This window comes from Propionibacterium ruminifibrarum, from assembly GCF_900289195.1.
In the GTDB taxonomy this organism is placed as follows: Bacteria; Actinomycetota; Actinomycetes; order Propionibacteriales; family Propionibacteriaceae; genus Propionibacterium; species Propionibacterium ruminifibrarum.
Map to the genome: position 1 here is coordinate 104,591 of NZ_OMOH01000006.1, position 18,074 is coordinate 122,664.

The 18,074-nt window shown below is 69.3% G+C and carries 14 protein-coding genes and 2 tRNA genes; 8 read left to right on the forward strand and 8 right to left on the reverse strand.

Annotated elements, in window-relative coordinates:
- Positions 1–29: 29 nt before the first annotated feature.
- Positions 30–102, reverse strand: a tRNA-Thr gene (locus PROPJV5_RS08535).
- A gap of 281 nt (positions 103–383) precedes the next feature.
- Here PROPJV5_RS08535 and PROPJV5_RS08540 point away from each other — a divergent pair.
- Complete coding sequence (locus tag PROPJV5_RS08540; protein ID WP_147385409.1) at positions 384–1,457, forward strand: hypothetical protein; 1,074 nt, start codon at positions 384–386, stop codon at positions 1,455–1,457.
- A 129-nt stretch (positions 1,458–1,586) separates the two neighbouring features.
- Entirely contained in the window at positions 1,587–2,591 is a 1,005-nt protein-coding gene (locus tag PROPJV5_RS08545) for a hypothetical protein (RefSeq protein WP_119715935.1), read from the forward strand.
- A gap of 61 nt (positions 2,592–2,652) precedes the next feature.
- Here the strand turns inward: PROPJV5_RS08545 and ahpF are convergent, their stop codons facing one another.
- The 3 genes from ahpF to PROPJV5_RS08560 all read right to left on the reverse strand — a co-directional run bounded on the left by ahpF (position 2,653) and on the right by PROPJV5_RS08560 (position 5,739).
- The gene (ahpF, locus tag PROPJV5_RS08550) at positions 2,653–4,218 is read right to left on the reverse strand and encodes an alkyl hydroperoxide reductase subunit F (protein WP_119715936.1); all 1,566 of its coding nucleotides are present in this window, start codon (positions 4,216–4,218) and stop codon (positions 2,653–2,655) included.
- Between the two features lie 29 nt (positions 4,219–4,247).
- On the reverse strand, positions 4,248–4,811 hold the full coding sequence (gene ahpC / locus PROPJV5_RS08555; protein WP_119715937.1) for an alkyl hydroperoxide reductase subunit C: 564 nt from the start codon (positions 4,809–4,811) through the stop codon (positions 4,248–4,250).
- Between the two features lie 238 nt (positions 4,812–5,049).
- Complete coding sequence (locus PROPJV5_RS08560; protein WP_119715938.1) at positions 5,050–5,739, reverse strand: GNAT family N-acetyltransferase; 690 nt, start codon at positions 5,737–5,739, stop codon at positions 5,050–5,052.
- Positions 5,740–6,436: 697 nt separating this feature from the next.
- Between PROPJV5_RS08560 and PROPJV5_RS08565 the strand changes: the two genes are divergently transcribed.
- On the forward strand, positions 6,437–7,753 hold the full coding sequence (locus tag PROPJV5_RS08565; RefSeq protein ID WP_119715939.1) for a SidA/IucD/PvdA family monooxygenase: 1,317 nt from the start codon (positions 6,437–6,439) through the stop codon (positions 7,751–7,753).
- Between the two features lie 80 nt (positions 7,754–7,833).
- On the opposite strand, the gene PROPJV5_RS08570 is transcribed toward PROPJV5_RS08565, so the two are convergent.
- The 3 genes from PROPJV5_RS08570 to PROPJV5_RS08580 form a co-directional block, all read right to left on the reverse strand.
- Positions 7,834–7,915, reverse strand: a tRNA-Tyr gene (locus PROPJV5_RS08570).
- A 174-nt stretch (positions 7,916–8,089) separates the two neighbouring features.
- Positions 8,090–8,599 carry a hypothetical protein gene (locus tag PROPJV5_RS08575; protein ID WP_119715940.1) on the reverse strand — a complete coding sequence of 170 codons (510 nt, stop codon included), beginning with the start codon at positions 8,597–8,599 and terminating at the stop codon, positions 8,090–8,092.
- Positions 8,596–9,111, reverse strand: coding sequence for a hypothetical protein (locus PROPJV5_RS08580; RefSeq protein WP_147385410.1), 516 nt, complete (start codon positions 9,109–9,111; stop codon positions 8,596–8,598). The genes PROPJV5_RS08575 and PROPJV5_RS08580 overlap by 4 nt, the downstream gene beginning before the upstream one ends.
- A 196-nt stretch (positions 9,112–9,307) precedes the next feature.
- Here PROPJV5_RS08580 and PROPJV5_RS08585 point away from each other — a divergent pair, with 196 nt between their 5' ends.
- On the forward strand, positions 9,308–10,249 hold the full coding sequence (locus PROPJV5_RS08585; protein ID WP_119716010.1) for an exodeoxyribonuclease III: 942 nt from the start codon (positions 9,308–9,310) through the stop codon (positions 10,247–10,249).
- 34 nt (positions 10,250–10,283) lie between these two features.
- Here PROPJV5_RS08585 and mptB read toward each other — a convergent pair whose 3' ends face one another.
- Positions 10,284–11,906 (reverse strand): polyprenol phosphomannose-dependent alpha 1,6 mannosyltransferase MptB, encoded by a 1,623-nt coding sequence (mptB, locus tag PROPJV5_RS08590; protein WP_147385411.1) that lies wholly within the window; start codon positions 11,904–11,906, stop codon positions 10,284–10,286.
- 233 nt (positions 11,907–12,139) lie between these two features.
- Here mptB and PROPJV5_RS08595 point away from each other — a divergent pair, with 233 nt between their 5' ends.
- The 4 genes from PROPJV5_RS08595 to PROPJV5_RS12745 all read left to right on the forward strand — a co-directional run bounded on the left by PROPJV5_RS08595 (position 12,140) and on the right by PROPJV5_RS12745 (position 18,044).
- On the forward strand, positions 12,140–13,969 hold the full coding sequence (locus PROPJV5_RS08595; protein ID WP_239018449.1) for a 2-oxoacid:acceptor oxidoreductase subunit alpha: 1,830 nt from the start codon (positions 12,140–12,142) through the stop codon (positions 13,967–13,969).
- A complete protein-coding gene (locus PROPJV5_RS08600) occupies positions 13,966–15,048 on the forward strand; it encodes a 2-oxoacid:ferredoxin oxidoreductase subunit beta (protein WP_119715944.1) in 1,083 nt (360 codons plus the stop codon). The genes PROPJV5_RS08595 and PROPJV5_RS08600 overlap by 4 nt, the downstream gene beginning before the upstream one ends.
- A 109-nt stretch (positions 15,049–15,157) precedes the next feature.
- Positions 15,158–17,113, forward strand: a complete 1,956-nt coding sequence (locus PROPJV5_RS08605; RefSeq protein WP_119716011.1) for a M13 family metallopeptidase — start codon at positions 15,158–15,160, stop codon at positions 17,111–17,113.
- A gap of 136 nt (positions 17,114–17,249) precedes the next feature.
- On the forward strand, positions 17,250–18,044 hold the full coding sequence (locus tag PROPJV5_RS12745; RefSeq protein WP_220474393.1) for a DUF805 domain-containing protein: 795 nt from the start codon (positions 17,250–17,252) through the stop codon (positions 18,042–18,044).
- Positions 18,045–18,074 lie beyond the last annotated feature (30 nt).

Here is an 18,074-nt window from a genome sequence, read left to right on the forward strand (position 1 = left end):
TCGCGCGGTGTACGGCCCTGCCGCAGCGGAGCCCCCATGCGGAATCGAACCGCAGACCTTCTCCTTACCATGGAGACGCTCTACCGGCTGAGCTATAGGGGCCAGCCGGGGAAGAATGTTACCGGACCCCTGCCCCGGTTCTCAAATCGTCTCGGTGCGGCGGGGCGAGCCCGCCACGGAACGGATCGCCTGGGACGGGATCACCGAGCACCGGTCAGGGTCGGGCTCTCCGGCCGCGGGACGGATCGTGCCAGGACATCGCCTGCAGGGCCAGCCGAGCCCGCCCTGACGCAACGGGCACGTCAGGGACTGTGTGACCCGGAGCAGGGCCGGTTGACAGGCAGTGCCCTAGGCTGGGTCGCAGCCCCGACCTCGGAGAGAACATGCCCGCACCACAAGGACCGGCCACCCGGCGCCGCATCCCGAGCACGATGTCGCTCGCCGCCATCCTCACCCTCGCCGTGCTCGTCGCGGCAACAACGATCCGCTGGGCCGCAGGGCAGCAGGAGCGGGAGCGCTGCGGCGGTCAGCCCTGCCCGCAGGCCTCGCCGAGCACGTCGGCTCCGAGCAGCTCAGGGCAGGACGGCACGACAGGAACGGGTGGAAGCCGCCACGGGTCCATCACCGATCCCGAGTTCATCGCCTGGGCAGTGGCCGACACCGAGGACAACACGGACGGTTTCACGCCCACCAAACTCCGGGTTGGGGTTTTAGCGGAAACGATGACCATCAGCGGCTATGACGCCTCAAGTGCCTACGTAATCCGCCGGTACTCCACGAACGGTTTCGAGTCGGAGAGCAGATCCGATGCAGCCGAAGACCAGGGCCCTGCCAGCACGAGCATGGAGGCTCCCTTGCCGACCGGGGCCGAGTTCTACGAACGCCTCGTGATCCATCTGGAGGACGTCGATGCCGAGTGTCCGGGCCGCCTGGAGGTCAGCGCCACGAGCACTTGGTCGCAGCAGGCCGTCTACTCGCAGTTCTGTTCCTACAGATTGACCCGGGCTTGGGTGAACGAAACGCAAATACCCCTGCCCGACAGTTTCAGCGATGCCACAGCGATCTCCGAGGTCCTGGATCAGCCATTCGCCGTCGCCGCGCCCGATCGTCCCGTCACCGGCGTCGTACTCCGCTACGGCAACAGTCGGGAGGGCTGGGACGGTTGCCTGGTTTACCAGGACAATGCTGAGGGTTTCCTGGTGACGACCAGTCACCTGACCGGGGGATCCGACGATGCCATCACCACGCGGTGGATGTCGAGTAGGACAAGGAGCTGGGAGACCGGCCACGAGCTGAATCGCGACGAGATCGATCCCACCGTCATCGAAACCATCATGAACAGCACCATTGATGAGCATGGTCTGCTGACCATCATCTGGAGCACCGGGTTCGAGCAATTCACGATCCAGGCCCGCTCCGGCGCCGAGTACGCGCTCGACGGGACCCGGCTGAACTGACCCCTCACACCGACCCACTACCGCTGGTCCACTGGTTAGGATCGGGGGCGACCCCCAGGAACAAGGAGCCCCATGCGACTGCGTCACAGCCCCTTCGCCAATCCATCGTCGTTGCTCAGGAGACGGCTGATGAGGATGCTCGTCACCGCCCTGGCCGTCCTCATCGCCCTGCTCGTCGTCCTCGCCGTCACCGTCACCGGCGCCATCGCCGGGCTCTTCTCGCCGGCGAAGGACGAACCGAGCGAGATCCACCCCATCGGGCCGAGCCTGCCGCAGGACGATGACGTCGCCGACCCCGAGTTCGTGGGCTGGGCGATCGACCAGTCGCTCGCCGCCGACTCCGCCTTCGAACCGACCCGCATCGTCATGACCAGTGACAGCCTCACGATCGCCGGCGCGAGCGGCTCCGACGGCGTCCGCTACCGCTACCTGCTCCCCGGGCGGGATCAGACGAGCTCCACCGACACCAGCAGCGCGAACCTGGCCGCCCTGGACCGGGATGCGCTCGACCTCGACCGGTTGCGGTCGACCTGGACGGGCGCCGACTGCGAGCACGGCTCTCCGCAGGTCCAGGTCACGGCGGCTCGCGGCGGCGAGATCGCCTACTCAGTGCTGTGCCCCACCGACTCGGGGGACGGCTACGCGCTGACCGAAGCATGGCTCGGGGACGAGGAGATGACGCTGCCTGAGGGCTTCTCATCGCCCGAGTCCATCACGCGGGCGCTCGACGAGACACTGCCCGCCCTGACCGGTGACGCCCCGCTGTCGCAGGTCATCGTCCGGCAGGACCAGAACGACCCGAGCAAGGAACTGGTCCAGGCCACCCAGCCGGCGGACGAGTCGGGCCTGACCCTGTCCACCACCTACCTGCAGGCCCGCGGCGCCGAGAACCCGGCCGTGCTCACCGTCGAAGAGGAGACCGAGGAGCCATCGACGACCACAGGGCGGTTCTCCTGGGACGAGATCGACGCGCAGACGCTCACCGGGATCACCGACGCGTGCCGCGAGGACCCTGCGGTGAACCTCTACCAGGGCTTCCAGGTGCACTGGTCCGACGACTACTGGCAGTTCGTCGTCACGACGAACTCGAACCCGGCGCGTACCTACACGCTCGACGGGATCCTCCTGGCGTGAGGGTGTTCCTGTCCGGCCCAGCTCACCGCACGGGCGACGTCAGCCGGGCCGGACGGGCGGATCAGGACCGGCCGCGGACCAGCCAGTCCCAGGCCGACAGGCCGGCGGTGGCGCCGGCGCCCGAGGCGATGACGATCTGCTTGTAGGGCGTGTTGGTGCAGTCGCCCGCGGCGAAGACGCCGGGCATGCTGGTGGTGCCGCGGGCGTCGATGATGATCTGGCCGCGCCCATCACGGTCGACCTCGTCCGGCAGCCAGCCGGTGCTCGGTACCAGCCCGATCTGGACGAAGACGCCATCGAGCTCGGCGGTGGTCTCCTCGCCACTGGCGCGGTCCTGGTAGCGGATCGCCGTCACCCGGTCGCCGTTGCCGAGCACCTCCTGGACGGCGGCGTTCGTGACGACCTCGATGCTCGGGGTCTCGCCCATGCGCCGCAGCAGCACCTCGTCGGCCTTGCACTCGGGCATGAACTCGATGACGGTGACGCTGCGGGCGACACCGGCCAGGTCGAGTGCCGCCTCGGCGCCGGAGTTGCCGCCGCCGATGACGGCCACGTCCTTGCCCTTGAAGAGCGGGCCGTCGCAGTGGGGACAGTAGGTGACGCCCTTGTTGCGGTACTCCTGCTCACCGGGCACCCCCATCTGGCGCCAGCCGGCGCCGGTCGCCAGGACGACCGCCCCGGCACGCAGGGCGGCGTCCGGCCCCACCTGGACGGTGATGGTGCCGTCGTCGGCGCGGCTGAGGCCGGTCGCGGTGACCCCGTCGATGATGTCGATGTCGTCGTACTCGCTCGCGTGGGCGCGCAGATCGCCGGCCAGTTTCGGACCCTCGGTGTGGGGCACGGAGATGAGGTTCTCGATGGCCAGGGTGTCGTTGACCTGGCCGCCGAAGCGATCGCCGATGATGCCGGTGCGGATGCCCTTGCGCGCCAGGTAGATGGCCGCCGAGACACCGGCCGGCCCCTGTCCGACGACGAGCACCTGGTAGGGGGCCCGGTCGTTGAGCCCGGCGCTGGCGGCGGCACCGGCCTCGGGGTCGAGTGCGGCGATGATCTGGGCGGCCTCCATGCGCCCCTGGCCGAAGAGCTCCCCGTTCAGGTACATGGTCGGGGTGGCCAGGATGTTCCGTGCCTCGACCTCGTCCCGGAACAGGGAGCCGTCGACGATCGTGTGCCGGATCCTGGGGTTGATGACCGCCATGGCATTGATGGCCTGGACGACGGTCGGGCAGTTCTGGCAGGTCAGCGAGATGTAGGTGATGAACTCCTGGTCGGACTGGACCGCCTTGACTGCTTCGATGGTCGCCTCGTCCAGTTTGACGGGGTTGCCGCCGACCTGGAGCAGGGCCAGGGCGAAGGAGGTGAACTCGTGCCCCAGCGGCAGCGCCGAGAAGGTGATCGAGATCCCGGTGCCCGGCGAGGTGAGCGAGAAGGACGGTCTGCGATCGTGGGCGGTGTCGTCGCGCCGGACGCTGATGCGTTCGGACAGGGCGGCGACCTGCCCGAGCATCTCGTCGATCCGGTGCGACTGCTCGCGGTCGTCGAGGCTGACGACGCATTCGACGGGCCTGGTGATGCGGTCCATCAGCGGGCGCAGCTGGGCGATGAGTTTCTCGTCGAGTACTGCCATGGTCGTGTCTCCTGGTCGGCGGCCGGCGGTCAGATCTTGCCGACGAGGTCGAGGCCCGGGGTCAGGGTGTCGCCGGTCTCGTCCCAGTGCGCGGGGCAGACCTGGTCGGGGTGCTGGCGGATGTACTGGGCGGCTCGGACCTTGCGCAGCAGCTCGGTGGCGTCACGGGCGATGCCGTCGGCGCTGACCTCCATGAGCTGGATGACGCCATCGGGGTCGATGAGGAAGGTGCCGCGGTCGGCCAGGCCCTCGCCCTCACGGAGCACCTGGAAGTTGGTTGCCAGCTGGGCCGAGGGATCGCCGAGCATGTAGTACTGCACCTTCTGGACCTGGTCGGAGTCGGTGTGCCAGGCGGCATGGACGAAATGGGTGTCCGTGGAGGCGGAGTAGATCTCGACGCCGAGGGCGGTGAACTCGTCGTAGTGATCGGCCAGATCGCCGAGTTCGGTGGGGCAGACGAAGGAGAAGTCGGCCGGGTAGAAGAAGACGACGGCCCACTTTCCTCGCAGGGTCTCGTCGGTGACCTCGACGAAGTCCCCCTGGTGGAAGGCGGTGGTCTTGAAGGGAAGGAGCTGGGTTCCTACGAGCGACACTGCGGGTACCTCCTGGTCCTGGTCGATGGATGTGTCACCGGTGCAACCCGGGGAGCGAACGGTCTTGTTCCCCTACCCGCGGTCATTTCGCCATCTGCTCGCGGTCCATCACCCCTCCTGTGCGAATCCCCTTGTCGGAAGCCATTTCCGCTCGTCAGCCGAGGGCGAACAGCACCAGGTGGGGTCGTGCTGCGGGCAGCCGGGAGGAAACCGTGGGGCTCCTCCGCGAGGTGTCGGCTCAGGCGTCGCGCAGATCCAGTGCGACCCGCCGGTCGGACCGGTGGAAGATCCTGACTCGTCGATCGACGCGCTGCTGCACCTCACCGTCGTCGACCCATCCGGTCGAGCGCAACGCCCGATGCACCCCGGTGTTGCCCGCATCGGGTTCGACGACGACCAGGTGGCATCGCGGGTCTGCGTCGATGAGGGCATCAGCCATGATGGGCAGCAGCGGCGAGAACACTCCCCTGCCGGTCATCGCGGGTTCTCCTATCGCGATGTGGAAGCCCAGGTCATGGGGCCTCGCCGCATAGCATCGGCCGATCTCGTCACGTGCGGGGCGGTAGACCTCCACGTACCCGGCCGCGATACCCCGGTACAGCAGGATCAACGGCACCGAGTAGGTCCCCGCCAGCCGCTCCCGCCAGTCATCGGCCCATCGCCGCGCGGGCCACGCCTGGTCCCACGTGGCGACCAGGTGGGGCCGGGCCATCCATGCGGCGACCATCTCGGCGTCCTCCTCGGGATCGGCGACCCGCAGTTCGACATCGGCATGCCCCAGGCGGTCCCTGGTGAACCGGGCCAGATCCGGAACCGGTGGCCCGTCGGCGAGCACCCAGTCCCGTGGCACATCCGTGCGGAGGCGGGCCAGTACCCGCCGGGTGGCCTCCTGACCATTCCCGCCGGTCGGCTGCTCTCCTCTGCTCATGATTCTCCTTCCCGACGCCCCAGCCGCGGTCCTGGGCGATTCATCGCGGACCGCACCACCGACCCGTTCCAGGTGCAGCGCGGGGCTCATGACTCTCCGACACTTCGCGGCGGCAACACGATCCACGGTCGTCACCGACACGGCTCGGCGGTCACCACGACTGCAGCGTAGGCGCCTCGGATGTGATCGGGCGTGAATTCTTCACAGCATGCCGGTGATTCCAAGGACGCGAACGAAATCAACGGCCAGTTCATCGCGCAGTTGTTCACCGGGCGCGATTCATCGATCGGAGGGACCCGCCATCAGTCGTTCGGCGCATCCGGCCATGCCGCCCGCCCCTACCGTCGAGAACCCCATACGTGCTTGTCACATCGGACTCCAGGTGGCCGACCCCGCAGAACACGCCACCGCCGGAGCACTCATCCCTCAGGTGATGTCACGCCCGGCCGGCACATTTCGGACCAGAAATCCCTGCACGGCATTCAGGATTCGCCCCGGCATTTCCCTGCCGACCCCGGAGCACGCCACTTCACCAGTGTGTTCCACTCACGGTCGGAGCCCACTGGGAATCACCCCAGATGATTCTGTGAATGAGTCCGGCGGCATTCCAGAATTATTTTCGTGAATAGGCTTCATGTGTTGCACGAGCAGGGTTTGGCGACCGCTGTTCACCCGTTTTCGAAGGAGTTGATCCGCTGTGACCTCACTCGTCATCATCGGCGCAGGACCCAAGGCCGTCGCCGTTCAGGCCAAGGCTCATGTCCTCCGCGGGCTGGGGATGACGCTTCCGGAGATCCAGGTCGTGGACCCTGTCGGTGTCGGCGGCAACTGGCTTCCCGAGGGCGGGTGGACCAACGGGCGGCATGTCCTGGGCACCTCGCCCTTCAAGGATGTCGGCTTCCCCTACCGCACGCGCATTGCCGACGCCCTGCCGCCCGACCCTGATGCCGACGGCATGACTGGATCGCTGAGCCGAGTCGTCGACCGCGAGCTGCTCGCCCTGAGCTGGGTACGGTTCCTCATCGAGACCGGCCGCTACGCCTCGTGGATCGACCGCGGCCAGCCCCGGCCGCAGCACCGGCTGTGGGCGGAGTACCTGCGCTGGGTCGCCGCCCGCACCGGCCTGGATCCGATCCGGGGTCGGGTCACCGGTCTGCATGCCGATGCCGCCGGCTGGTCGTTGTCGGTCGACATGATCGATGGCTGGGGCCGGACCGTCACCGGTGACGCCCTGCTCGTCACGGGCCCGGGGCCCAGCACGCGTCGTATCGCGGAGATCCCCCGGGTGTACTCCCTGGCCGGCTTCTGGCGGATCATCGCCGACCACGAACTGCCCGAGGCCGCCAGGATCGCGGTCATCGGCGGCGGCGAGAGCTCAGCGAGCGTCATCAGCGAGATGATCAGGCACGATGTCGACGAGATCAGTCTCGTCTGCCCCGCCGCGACGCTCTTCTCCCGGGGTGAGGGCCAGTTCGAGAACGCGATGTACTCCGACCCGCACAAATGGGCGGACCTCGATGACGAGGCCAGACGGGACTTCATCTCGCGCACGGACAGGGGGGTGATCTCCGTCGCGATGCACGAGTGCCTGAGTTCTGATGACCGCATCGCCCATCTGCGCGGCACGGTGCGCGATGCCCGCGAAGCCGGCTCAGGGGTGGAACTCACCGTGACGGACCCGGTGCAAGGATCCCACACCGCCTTCTTCGACCTGGTGGTCGATGCCCGCGGCGGCAGCCCCGTGTGGTTCACCGAGCTGATGGACCAGCAGACCCGGTCGCTGGTGGCCGCGGCCTGTGGCGGCGACCTCACCGCCGGTTCTCTCGAGAGTCGCATGACTCCGGCACTCGCCGTGGACGGCCTTTCCCCGCTGCTGTTCGTCCCGTCGCTGTCGGGGTTCCGCCATGGGCCGGGATTGGCGAATCTGAGCTGTCTCGGGGAACTCTCCGACAGGATTCTTGCGGGTATCGGCGTGGGCCATCTGCCGGGGAGCAGTCCCACTGCGGTCACCTGACGCCGTCACCCGGGCGCGAAAAATCCCCGTACCCATCCGGCACGGGGATTTTCGCACCGCGGGGCCGTGGCCCCGCGCGGTGGCAGGTGAAGGATTCGAACCTTCGTAGGCATCGCCGACGGTTTTACAGACCGCTCCCATTGGCCGCTCGGGCAACCTGCCATGCGACGACAGACTCTACCAGTCTCTTCCCCGCAGGGGAAATTGGATGGAGTCCCGCAGGGGAAATTGGACGGAGCCCCGAGGGTACTCGGGATGGACCCCCGAGGGTACTCGGAGCGCAGCCCCGAGGGGGTACTCGTTGATGGCCCAGAGGGGGCCGCCGGCCGCGTCCGGTCAGCTCCTGGCACCCCTGCGACGGTGCTCCCTGGCCGTGCCCACGGGTCTCGGCCTGGCCAGGACGAAGACGCAGCCCACGACGGTGAGAACAATACTGATGACCGCCCAGCTCCAGACGAGGAAGGAGTCGCGGAGGGCGTCGACCATCAGGGTCGAGTTCCCCGCCCACCCGTAGACGAGCTGTACCAGCCCGTCGATGACGAGCAGCAGGGCACCGATCCTGGGGGTGCCATGGCTTCGGACGAGTCCGATGACGGCCAGCACGAACAGGACGGCCCCGATCAGGACGGCGGCGAGGGCGAGCAGGAGGATGCCCGCGTTGGCGGCCTCGGATGTGGCCCCCCTCGTCAGGCGCAGCACGGGGGGGACGATCACGAGGGCGAGCAGGAGGACGGCCGCACCGATGGCGGCGGCGAGGGCGGCGCGGCTGCGCCGCGGTTCGACGTCGAGCCGGACCGCACCGGCTGCGGACCGCGCCCGCGGGGTCGTCGGGCGGCGAGGACTCATTCGGCTCCGGCCCGCTCGGCTGCCCCGGCATCACCCCCGTTGTCCTCCGCCCGGTCCGCGCCGCGCTGCGGGGGGACGGCGGGGTACTGCGGTTCGACGGCGCGGGGGGTGTCCGTGTCGGCGGTCCGGCGGCAGACGAAGAAGATGCCCAGAACGATCGCCGCGTACATGACGACAACGGCGGCGAGCACGGCTGCGCTCACGGGCCGCAGGGTGTGCGCGGTCAGCTGGACGACGATGGCGTCGGCGATCGCGGCGACGATGAAGAAGACGTCTCCGATGCGCACCGTGCTGCCGTCGCGGAACAGGCCGATGACGGCCAGAACCGCCAGGATGACCGAGGCGATCACCGAGGGGAAGGCGAGGAAGGGCGCATTGACCGGGGAGAGCAGGCCCCATCCCAGGCCGAGACCGATCACGATGGCCAGGGCCGCGGCCAGCAAGGTGGTGCCCGAGCAGAAGGTCGCGGGTTTCCTCGCCGCCTTGGCACCGGGGGAAGAAGTACTCGTCATGGCCCCTAGTGTGTCAGCTCGGGGACGGGGCGGGCACAGCACACCCCGTTGGCGGGCCGATCGGGCTGGTCGGCCGGGCGCCTCCGCCCGTGAAGCACTACGCTGCCTCACGCGCCACTTCATCCGCATCATCGTTGAGAACAGCACCCGACCCGCCACGGCTTCACGGCAGCCGCTTGACACAGGAGAACTCATGTTGACCCTCGCCACCTACAACGTCAATGGGATCCGCGCCGCGCAGCGCCGCGGTTTCGGCGGCTGGGTGAGGCGCCGGTGCCCCGACGTGATCTGCCTGCAGGAGGTGCGCTGCCCCGCCGACAAGGTGCCGCTCGACGTCTTCGACGGCTACCACGTGGTCTACTGTCCGGGAACGCTGGCGGGCCGCAACGGGGTCGCGGTCATGACCCGGACACCGGTCGCCGCGGTGCGCACCTGGGGCGGACAGGTCTTCTCGATCGCCGGCGGGCAGTTGTCCCCCGTCGCCCCCGAGCTGGTGGGCATGGCCGGCGGCACCCTGGCCCGGCCCCTGGCGGAGTTCGTCGACGAGGGCCGCTACATCGAGGTCGACCTGGCCGACGAGCCGGTCACGGTCGGCTGTCTCTATCTGCCCAAGGGCGACTCGCTGCTCGCCCCCAGCGTCCGCACGAGGACACCGACCCCGGAGCAGCTGGAGGGCGTGCGAGGCCGTTACGAACGCAAGATGCGTTTCTTCGAGGGCTTCGGACCCCAGCTCGCCAGGTCCCGCAGGGCCGCGCTGCGGGCCGGCCGCCAGTTCGTCCTCGTCGGCGATTTCAACGTCGCCCGCGACACGGCGGACGTGAAGAACTGGCGCCCGGCGCAGAAGGCCTCCGGCTTCCTGCCCGAGGAGCGCGCCTGGCTGGCCGAGCAGCTGGGTCCGCGAACGCTCGTCGACGTGGTGCGCTCACTGCACCCGGACGAGAACGGCCCCTACTCGTGGTGGAGCTGGATGGGCCAGGCCTTCGCCCGGGACACCGGCTGGCGCATCGACTACCACCTGGCCACACCACGACTCGCGCGAACGGCCGTCAGCGGCACGACCGAGCGGGACGAGGATCCCTCGGCCCGGGTGAGTGATCACTGCCCCGTCGTCGTGGAGTACGACACGGCGCAGCTGTGACGCCCCGCAACGGGCGGATCACGGGCCCGGCCCGTCAGGCGCCCCGGCTCGTCATGTCGGGGCTGCTCTGGATCACCAGATGGGCCGCCGTCTCGGGTCTGCGCCCGGGCACCGTGACCGACGAGAGATGCGACCAGGTCATGAACAGGAAGGCGATGACGGCGGCGATCGAGATCGCCAGTCCGTTGTTGCGCAGGCTCATGTCGATGGCGTCGTAGCCGAGCAGCGCGAAGTTCACCCAGATGGCGATAGAGATCTGGCGTGAGCTGGGGCGCGCCAGCGGCAATGTCAGGCCGCCCCAGAGCATGTACCAGGAGTGCAGGGCGGGGCTGGCCATCGCGGCGATGAGATAACCCCACGAGACGAAGGTGGCCGGCCGACGGCGGGCCACCGTCAGGGCCGTGACGGCGAGCAGCACGATGCCGATGCCCAGGAACACCGTGTGGCTGATGTCGACCGCGGTGCGGCTCGACGGATCGCCGCCGGCAAGACGCAGGCAGAGCTGGACGAGCTGGCCGACGATCGTCGAGGGCGCCGGCGAGTTCGAGCTGCCGGGCACGCTGACGGCGTTGTACCAGCCGAAGTCCAGCCCCGTCCACAGGCTGATGCCGGCGAACGTGCCGATCGCCACGACCATCGAGACGGCGACCCGGGAGACCGAGATGAGGCCCTCACGCAGCCCCGGGCCCGACCAGCGGCGGGCCAGCATGGGCACGACGTAGGCGGCGAGCAGGGCCGGCTGCTTGATGGCAGCGCCCACGCCGCAGGCCACCGCCCCGAGCAGCCACCACCACCCGCCGTCGGACCAGCCGCGGCGGCGGGTCTGCGGGGTGCGGCGGGCGGGCGGGATGGTGGCGAACCACAGACCGAGGACGACCAGACCCATCATGAGCGCATCGTTGTGGCAGCCGCCCACGAAGTCGATGATGAGCAGCGGGTTGAGGGTACCGAACCAGGCGGTGAAGGCCGGGTCGATGTGCAGGCGGGCCGCGATGCGCGGCAGGCAGACGCCGATGAGGACGACGCCGATCAGCGCCGGGATGCGCTGGGCGACGGCCGACCAGTACGGGTCGAAGCCGAAGACGTGCAGCAGCAGGTGCGAGATCTGCATCGACAGCGGCCCGTACGGGCTGGGCGTGTCGCGCCAGACCCAGGAGACCTGGTCGGCGAAGGCGCCCGGAAGCACCCCGGGCCCCGAGTAGTAGGGGTTGATGCCGTTGTGCACGAGCCAGCCCTGCGCCGCGTACGAATAGGCGTCGTGGCTGAAGATGGGCGGGGCCAGCAGGAAGGGGGCCGACCAGATCGCCAGTACCGCCCAGTGCTTGACGTGCCGGTACACCTGGGGGCCGCGGCTGCGCGAACCGGCCTGGGACGAGCGCAGCGGACGCAACGCGAACCAGGCGCTCATCACCAGCAGCAGACCGGCCATCGTGACGACGGTGCCGGTGATCTTCGACAGCGAGCCCTCCATCCGCAGGGAGGCGAGCATCCGCCACCACGGGGAGCTGCGCGGCAGATAGGCCGGGCTCAACGCGCCGATGGCGATGAGTGCGGTGCCGCAGAAGCCCCGCCGGACGACGCCCACCCGGGCCGCCGTCACGAGATCGGTCCCGAGACGTCGCAAGACGCCGAACGCACCCAGGGCCACCGAAGACATGCTCACAGCGTAGCGGCCGGTGCCCCTGGAACCTGGGAACAGCGCTTGCGACGCGGCTACCGTGAGGAGTGATGCGGCGGGACCGCTGATATGGGGAGTCGTGGCCGGTGGGGCCAGGAACAGTGACGTGTCCCGTCGGCGAGGATCAGATTGTGAGCACCGACCAGACCAGCGCTCAGACCCGGCAGGTCGATCGGGTCGTCATCCGGTTCGCGGGCGACTCGGGCACCGGCATGCAACTGGCAGGTGGCCGTTTCGGCTCGGAGTCGGCGGGTTTCGGCAACGACACCACCACCTTCCCGAGCTACCCGGCCGAGATCAGGGCGCCGCAGGGCACGATCGCCGGTGTCAGCAGCTTCCAGGTCCAGTTCGCGAGCCACGAGGTCACCACTGTCGGCGAGCGTCTCGACGTACTCGTCGCCATGGGCCCGGCCCCGCTGAGGGCACATGCCGGTGACGTGCGGCGCGGCGGCCTCATCATCGTCGACGACCACGGTTTCACCCCGCGCGCCCTCAAGAGGGCCGGCTACGAGCACAACCCGCTCGAGGACGACTCGCTGGGGGCCTACCAGGTCGTCCACCTGGACATGACCGCGCTGACCAGCACCGTCGTCGAGGCCCTCGGTCTGGGCCGCAAACAGGCCGAACGCTGCCGCAACATGTTCGCGCTGGGACTGGTCAGCTGGCTGTACTCCCACCCCATCGAGGAGACCATCGACTGGATCGACCGCAGATTCGCGTCCCAACCGGACGTCCGCGACGCCAACATCGCCGCCCTCAAGGCGGGCGTGAACTACGGCGAGACCGCCGAGCTGTTCACCGTGCGCTACGAGGTACGCCCCGCACCGATGCCGAAGGGCCGCTACCGGCAGATCACGGGCAACACCGCCACCGCGTACGGTCTCATGGTCGGCGCCCACCGCGCCGGACTGCAGCTGTTCGTCGGCTCCTACCCCATCACCCCGGCGTCCGATCTGCTGCACGAGCTGAGCAGGAGAGCCGGTTACGGGGTCATCACATTCCAGGCCGAGGACGAGATCGCCGGCATCGGCGCGGCCCTCGGCGCGAGCTTCGGCGGCTCGCTGGGCGTCACCACCACCTCGGGTCCCGGCTTCGCGCTGAAGCAGGAGATGATCAATCTCGCCGTCATGAGTGAACTGCCGCTGGTCATCGTCGACGTGCAGCGAGCGGGCCCGTCGACCGGGATGCCCACCAAACCCGAGCAGGGTGATCTCCTGCAGGCCCTGTGGGGCCGTAACGGCGAGTCACCGCTGCCCGTCCTGGCCCCCACCTCCCCCGCCGACTGCTTCGACACCGCCGTGCGGGCCTGCCGGACGGCCATCGAGTACCGCACGCCGGTCGTCATGCTCACCGACGCCTTCCTGGGCAACGGCGCAGAACCGTGGCGTCTTCCCGACCTGGCGGCGATCGCCCCGATCGACCCGAAGCTGGCCGCAGGCCCCATCGGCGTCGACGAGCAGGGCAATCCCGTCCACCTGCCGTACCGGCGGGATCCCCGGACGCTGGCCCGCGACTGGGCGGTGCCCGGCACGCCGGGCGCCGAACACCGGCTCGGCGGGCTGGAGAAGTCGGTCGAGGCCGGCACCGTCACCTACTCCCCGCTCAATCACGAGGAGATGGTGCTGACCAGGGCCAGGCGCATCGCCGGCATCCCGGTGCCCGACGTCGAGGTGGACGACCCGAGCGGGCGGGCCGATGTCCTCGTCGTGGGGTGGGGTTCCGCGTGCGGTCCGGTCTCGGCGGCGGTCCAGCGCCTGCGCGGGACGGGAGCCCGCATCGCCCAGGCGCCGGTGCGGACCCTGAACCCCCTGCCCGCCAACCTCGGGCGGGTGCTGCGCGGCTACGCGCGGGTCATCGTTCCCGAGATGAACCTCGGCCAGTTCGCGACGCTCCTGCGCGCCCGCTACCTGGTCGATGTCCGGGGTTACAACAAGGTGCGCGGTTTCCCGCTCAACGTGGACGAGCTGACCGCCCACCTGGCCGGGCAACTCGACGAGGTGTCCGACAGCAGGACCGCACAGACCACGGAGGAATCCCGATGAGCACCGAGGCGCAGGACCGCACCGGCGGCCGCAACGGACTGGCGGGGGTCCCCCTGGCACAGATCCCGACCACGCGCAAGGATTTCGTCTCCGACCAGGAGGTCCGCTGGTGTCCCGGGTGCGGTGACTACGCGATCCTGTCGGCCCTGCAGTCCGTGCTCCCCCGGCTGGGGATCAGGCGGGAGAACACGGTCGTGATCTCGGGCATCGGATGCTCGAGCCGGCTGCCCTACTACGTGAACAGCTACGGCATGCACTCGGTTCACGGCCGCGCCCTGACCCTGGCGACGGGCCTGGCCATGACGCGTGACGACCTGGCCGTCTTCGTGGTGACCGGTGACGGCGATGCCCTGTCGATCGGTGCGAACCATCTGGTGCATGCCCTGCGACGCAATGTCAACTTGACGATCCTGCTCTTCAACAACCGCATCTACGGCCTGACGAAGGGCCAGTACTCCCCCACCTCACCGGCCGGCGCCGTGACGAAGTCGAGCCCTGCGGGGGCGTTCGACACCCCGCTCAACCCGATGAGCCTGGCCCTCGGCGCCGAGGCGACCTTCGTGGCGCGGACCCTGGACGCCGACCAGGAGGCCCTGGAGGAGACGATCGATGCGGCGGCGAGGCACCGGGGCGCCTCCTTCGTGGAGATCTACCAGAACTGCGTGGTCTTCAACGACGGTGCCTACGAGGCGCTGCGCGGCCCCGGCCGGGAGGAGTCGATCATCCGGCTGCGGGCCGGCGAGCCGATCGTCTTCGGCCGTGACGGCCACCTGGGCGTGGTGGCCGATCCCGGCGGCGGGGTCCGCGTCGTGGAGGTCGCCGAGGTCGGGCTCGAGAGCGTGCTGGTTCACGACCCGACCATCGACGATCCGAGCCGCGCCTTCGCCTTGAGCCGGCTCACCTCGACCGGCGCCATGGCGCAGGCGCCGATGGGCGTCTTCCGCGACGTGGACCGCCCCGTCTACGACGACCTGGTGCGCGACCACGTCCGCCGGGAGCAGGAGGCCCTGGGCCAGGACCCCAGCTCGGACGCGGCGCTGGCCGCCCTCATCGCCGGCACCGACACCTGGCAGACCTGAGGTCCGGCGGCACCGCCACGGCCGGGAGCGGTGCCGTGCGCCGGCGGGCCGAGGCCGCCGCGACGTGGTGCGGCGCGCCCGGCGCACCGGCCGGGTAACCTTGCTGTCCGTGACCGAACCGGCATTTCATTTCGAGGACTTCGATCTCGGCGTGCCAGCCACGCAGGACCTGTTCCGCCATGTCAACGGGACATGGCTGAGCACCGCGGAGATTCCCGCGGATCGCGGTTCCTGGGGCGCCTTCGACAAGCTCCGTGAGGACTCCGAACGGGCCGTCCGCGAGATCATCGAGGCCCAGTCGCTCGACGCGGACCCCGCCTCCGACGAGGCGAGAATCGCCGGTCTGTACGCCTCGTTCATGGCCGAGGACGCCGTCGAGGCGGCCGGCATGGCCCCCCTGACGCCGATCCTCGAACGCATCGACGCCATCGGCAGCATCGAGGACCTGGCCCGGTTCTGGGGCTGGAGCGCCCGCCACGGCATCGACGTGCCGCTCGACATGGACAACGACTCCGACCCCGGAGACCCGGACCGCTATCTCATGTTCGTCGGCCAGTCGGGCATCGGACTGCCCGACGAGGAGTACTACCGGCTCGACGAGCATGCCGCGCTCCGCGAGGCGTACCGGGCCCACATCGCGAGGAGCCTCGAGCTGGCCGGCGTGCCCCATGCCGCCGAGCAGGCCGAGGCCGCCTACGGGCTGGAACGCGACATCGCGGCCTGCCACTGGGACAAGGTCCGCACCCGCGACATGGTCGAGATGTACCACCTGCAGACCTGGGAGCAGTTCTGCGCCGAGAGCCCGGCCCTGTGCTGGGACGCCTTCCTCGACGGCGCGCAGCTGCCCGCCGCGGCGGTCGCCGAGGTCGTCAACTGCAACCGCACCGTCCCGGCCGCCATCGCCGAACTGGTCCGGCCCGACAGGCTCGACGACTGGCGCAGCTGGGCGCGCTGGCAGGTCGTCAACGCCCTCACCCCGTACCTGACGCGCGAACTGGTGACTGCCGGTTTCGAGTTCTACTCCAAGACCCTGCACGGGATACCAACCCAGCGGCCGCGCTGGAAGCGGGGCGTCGCACTGACCGAGGGAGTTCTCGGCGAGGCGATCGGCCGGCTCTACGTCGCGCGGTACTTCCCGCCCGAGACGAAGGCGGCCGCCGACCGGCTCGTCGCCAATCTTCTTCAGGCCTACCGGGACTCGATCAGCGGGCTCGACTGGATGACCGATACGACCCGCGCCGAGGCCCTCGACAAGCTGGACAAGTTCCGCACCAAGATCGGCTACCCGTCCCGCTGGCGCGACTACTCGGCCCTCGAGATCCGCACCGACGACCTGGTCGGCAACGTGCTGCGCGCCGAGTCCTTCGAGTTCGACCACACCATCGACCAGCTCTCCGGCCCGGTCGACCGCGAGGAGTGGTTCATGTACCCGCAGACGGTGAACGCCTACTACCACCCGCTGCGCAACGAGATCGTCTTCCCGGCCGCCATCCTGCAGCCCCCGTTCTTCAACCCGGCGGCCGACGACGCCGTGAACTACGGCGGGATCGGCGCGGTGATCGGCCATGAGATCGGCCACGGCTTCGACGACCAGGGGGCCACGTGTGACGGCGACGGCCGCCTGCGCAACTGGTGGACCGATGAGGACCGCGCCGCGTTCAAGGACCGCACCGGCGCGCTCGTCGCGCAGTACGACGCGCTGTCGCCCACCGGCATCGACGACGCCCACGTCAACGGCGAGCTGACGATCGGCGAGAACATCGGCGATCTGGGTGGCCTGTCCATCGCCTACCGGGCCTGGCGGATCTCCACCGGCGGCACCGAGCCCGAACCGATCGACGATCTCACTGGCGCCCAGCGCCTCTTCCTCGGCTGGGCCCAGGTCTGGCAGGACCTCTCGCGCCCCGAGCAGCTCCGTCAGCGCCTGGCGACCGACCCGCACGCCCCCGACGAGATCCGCTGCAACCAGGTGGCGAGGAACGTCGACGCCTTCCACGAGGCCTTCGGCACCGAGCCGGGCGACGGCATGTGGCTCGACCCCGCTGAGCGCGTGCACATCTGGTGACACCGGCCGATCGGGCGCCGGCAGCCCCGCTGTCCGTACCGGTCGGTGGCGATGACGATTCTGGACATCCCTGGATCGTGTCGTCATGTCATGTCATACTGCGGAGTCAGCCCCGAAAAACGTTCAGGAGTGATCCATGACCTTCACCGAAGCAGTGAAGACCTGCTACACGAAGAAATACGCGGAATTCAACGGACGCGCCAGCCGCAGCGAGTTCTGGTGGTTCTTCGCCTTTTACGCCCTCGTCAACGTCGTCGGCTACATGATCTTCGCGATCGCCACCGCGGTCGCCGCCGCGAACGACCCGTATGCCGACGCCCCAGTCCTCGCCGTGATCGTGATGATCGCCCTGGTGCTCTTCGACCTGGCCACCATCGTCCCGTACATCGCCGTGGCGGTCCGCAGGCTGCACGACACCGGCAAGGCGGGCACCTTCTACCTGCTCGTCCTCGTCCCCTGGGTCGGCGGACTCATCGTGCTCATCCTCTGCGCGCTGGAGCCCAACCGCGGCCCGAACATGTATGGACCCGACCCGCTCGACCCGAGCGGCCAGTCCCTCGGCCTGACGAACCCCTACGCCCAGCCCTACGGCCAGCCGGCCGGCCAGCCCTACGCCGGCCCGACGGCGGGCCAGCCCTACGGCTCGGCCCAGCCCTACTCCGGACCGACGGCCAATCCGTACACTGCCGGCACCGGCCAGCCCCAGCCCTACGGCACCACCGCGCCGACCGGCCAGCCCGCCGCCTCGCCGTACAGCCAGCCCTCGGCTCCCCAGCAGCCCTCTGATACCCCGTTCGCGACACCGACCGGCCAGCCCCCGGCCGCCGGAAGCCAGCCCTCGGCACCCCAGCCGACTCAGGACAACGGCCAGCAGCCCTACGGCTTCGACTTCAGCAAGCCCGAGGGCTACGGCTCCGGAAACAACAACTGACACACCGATTCTCTCGGTGCGGGCGCAGCC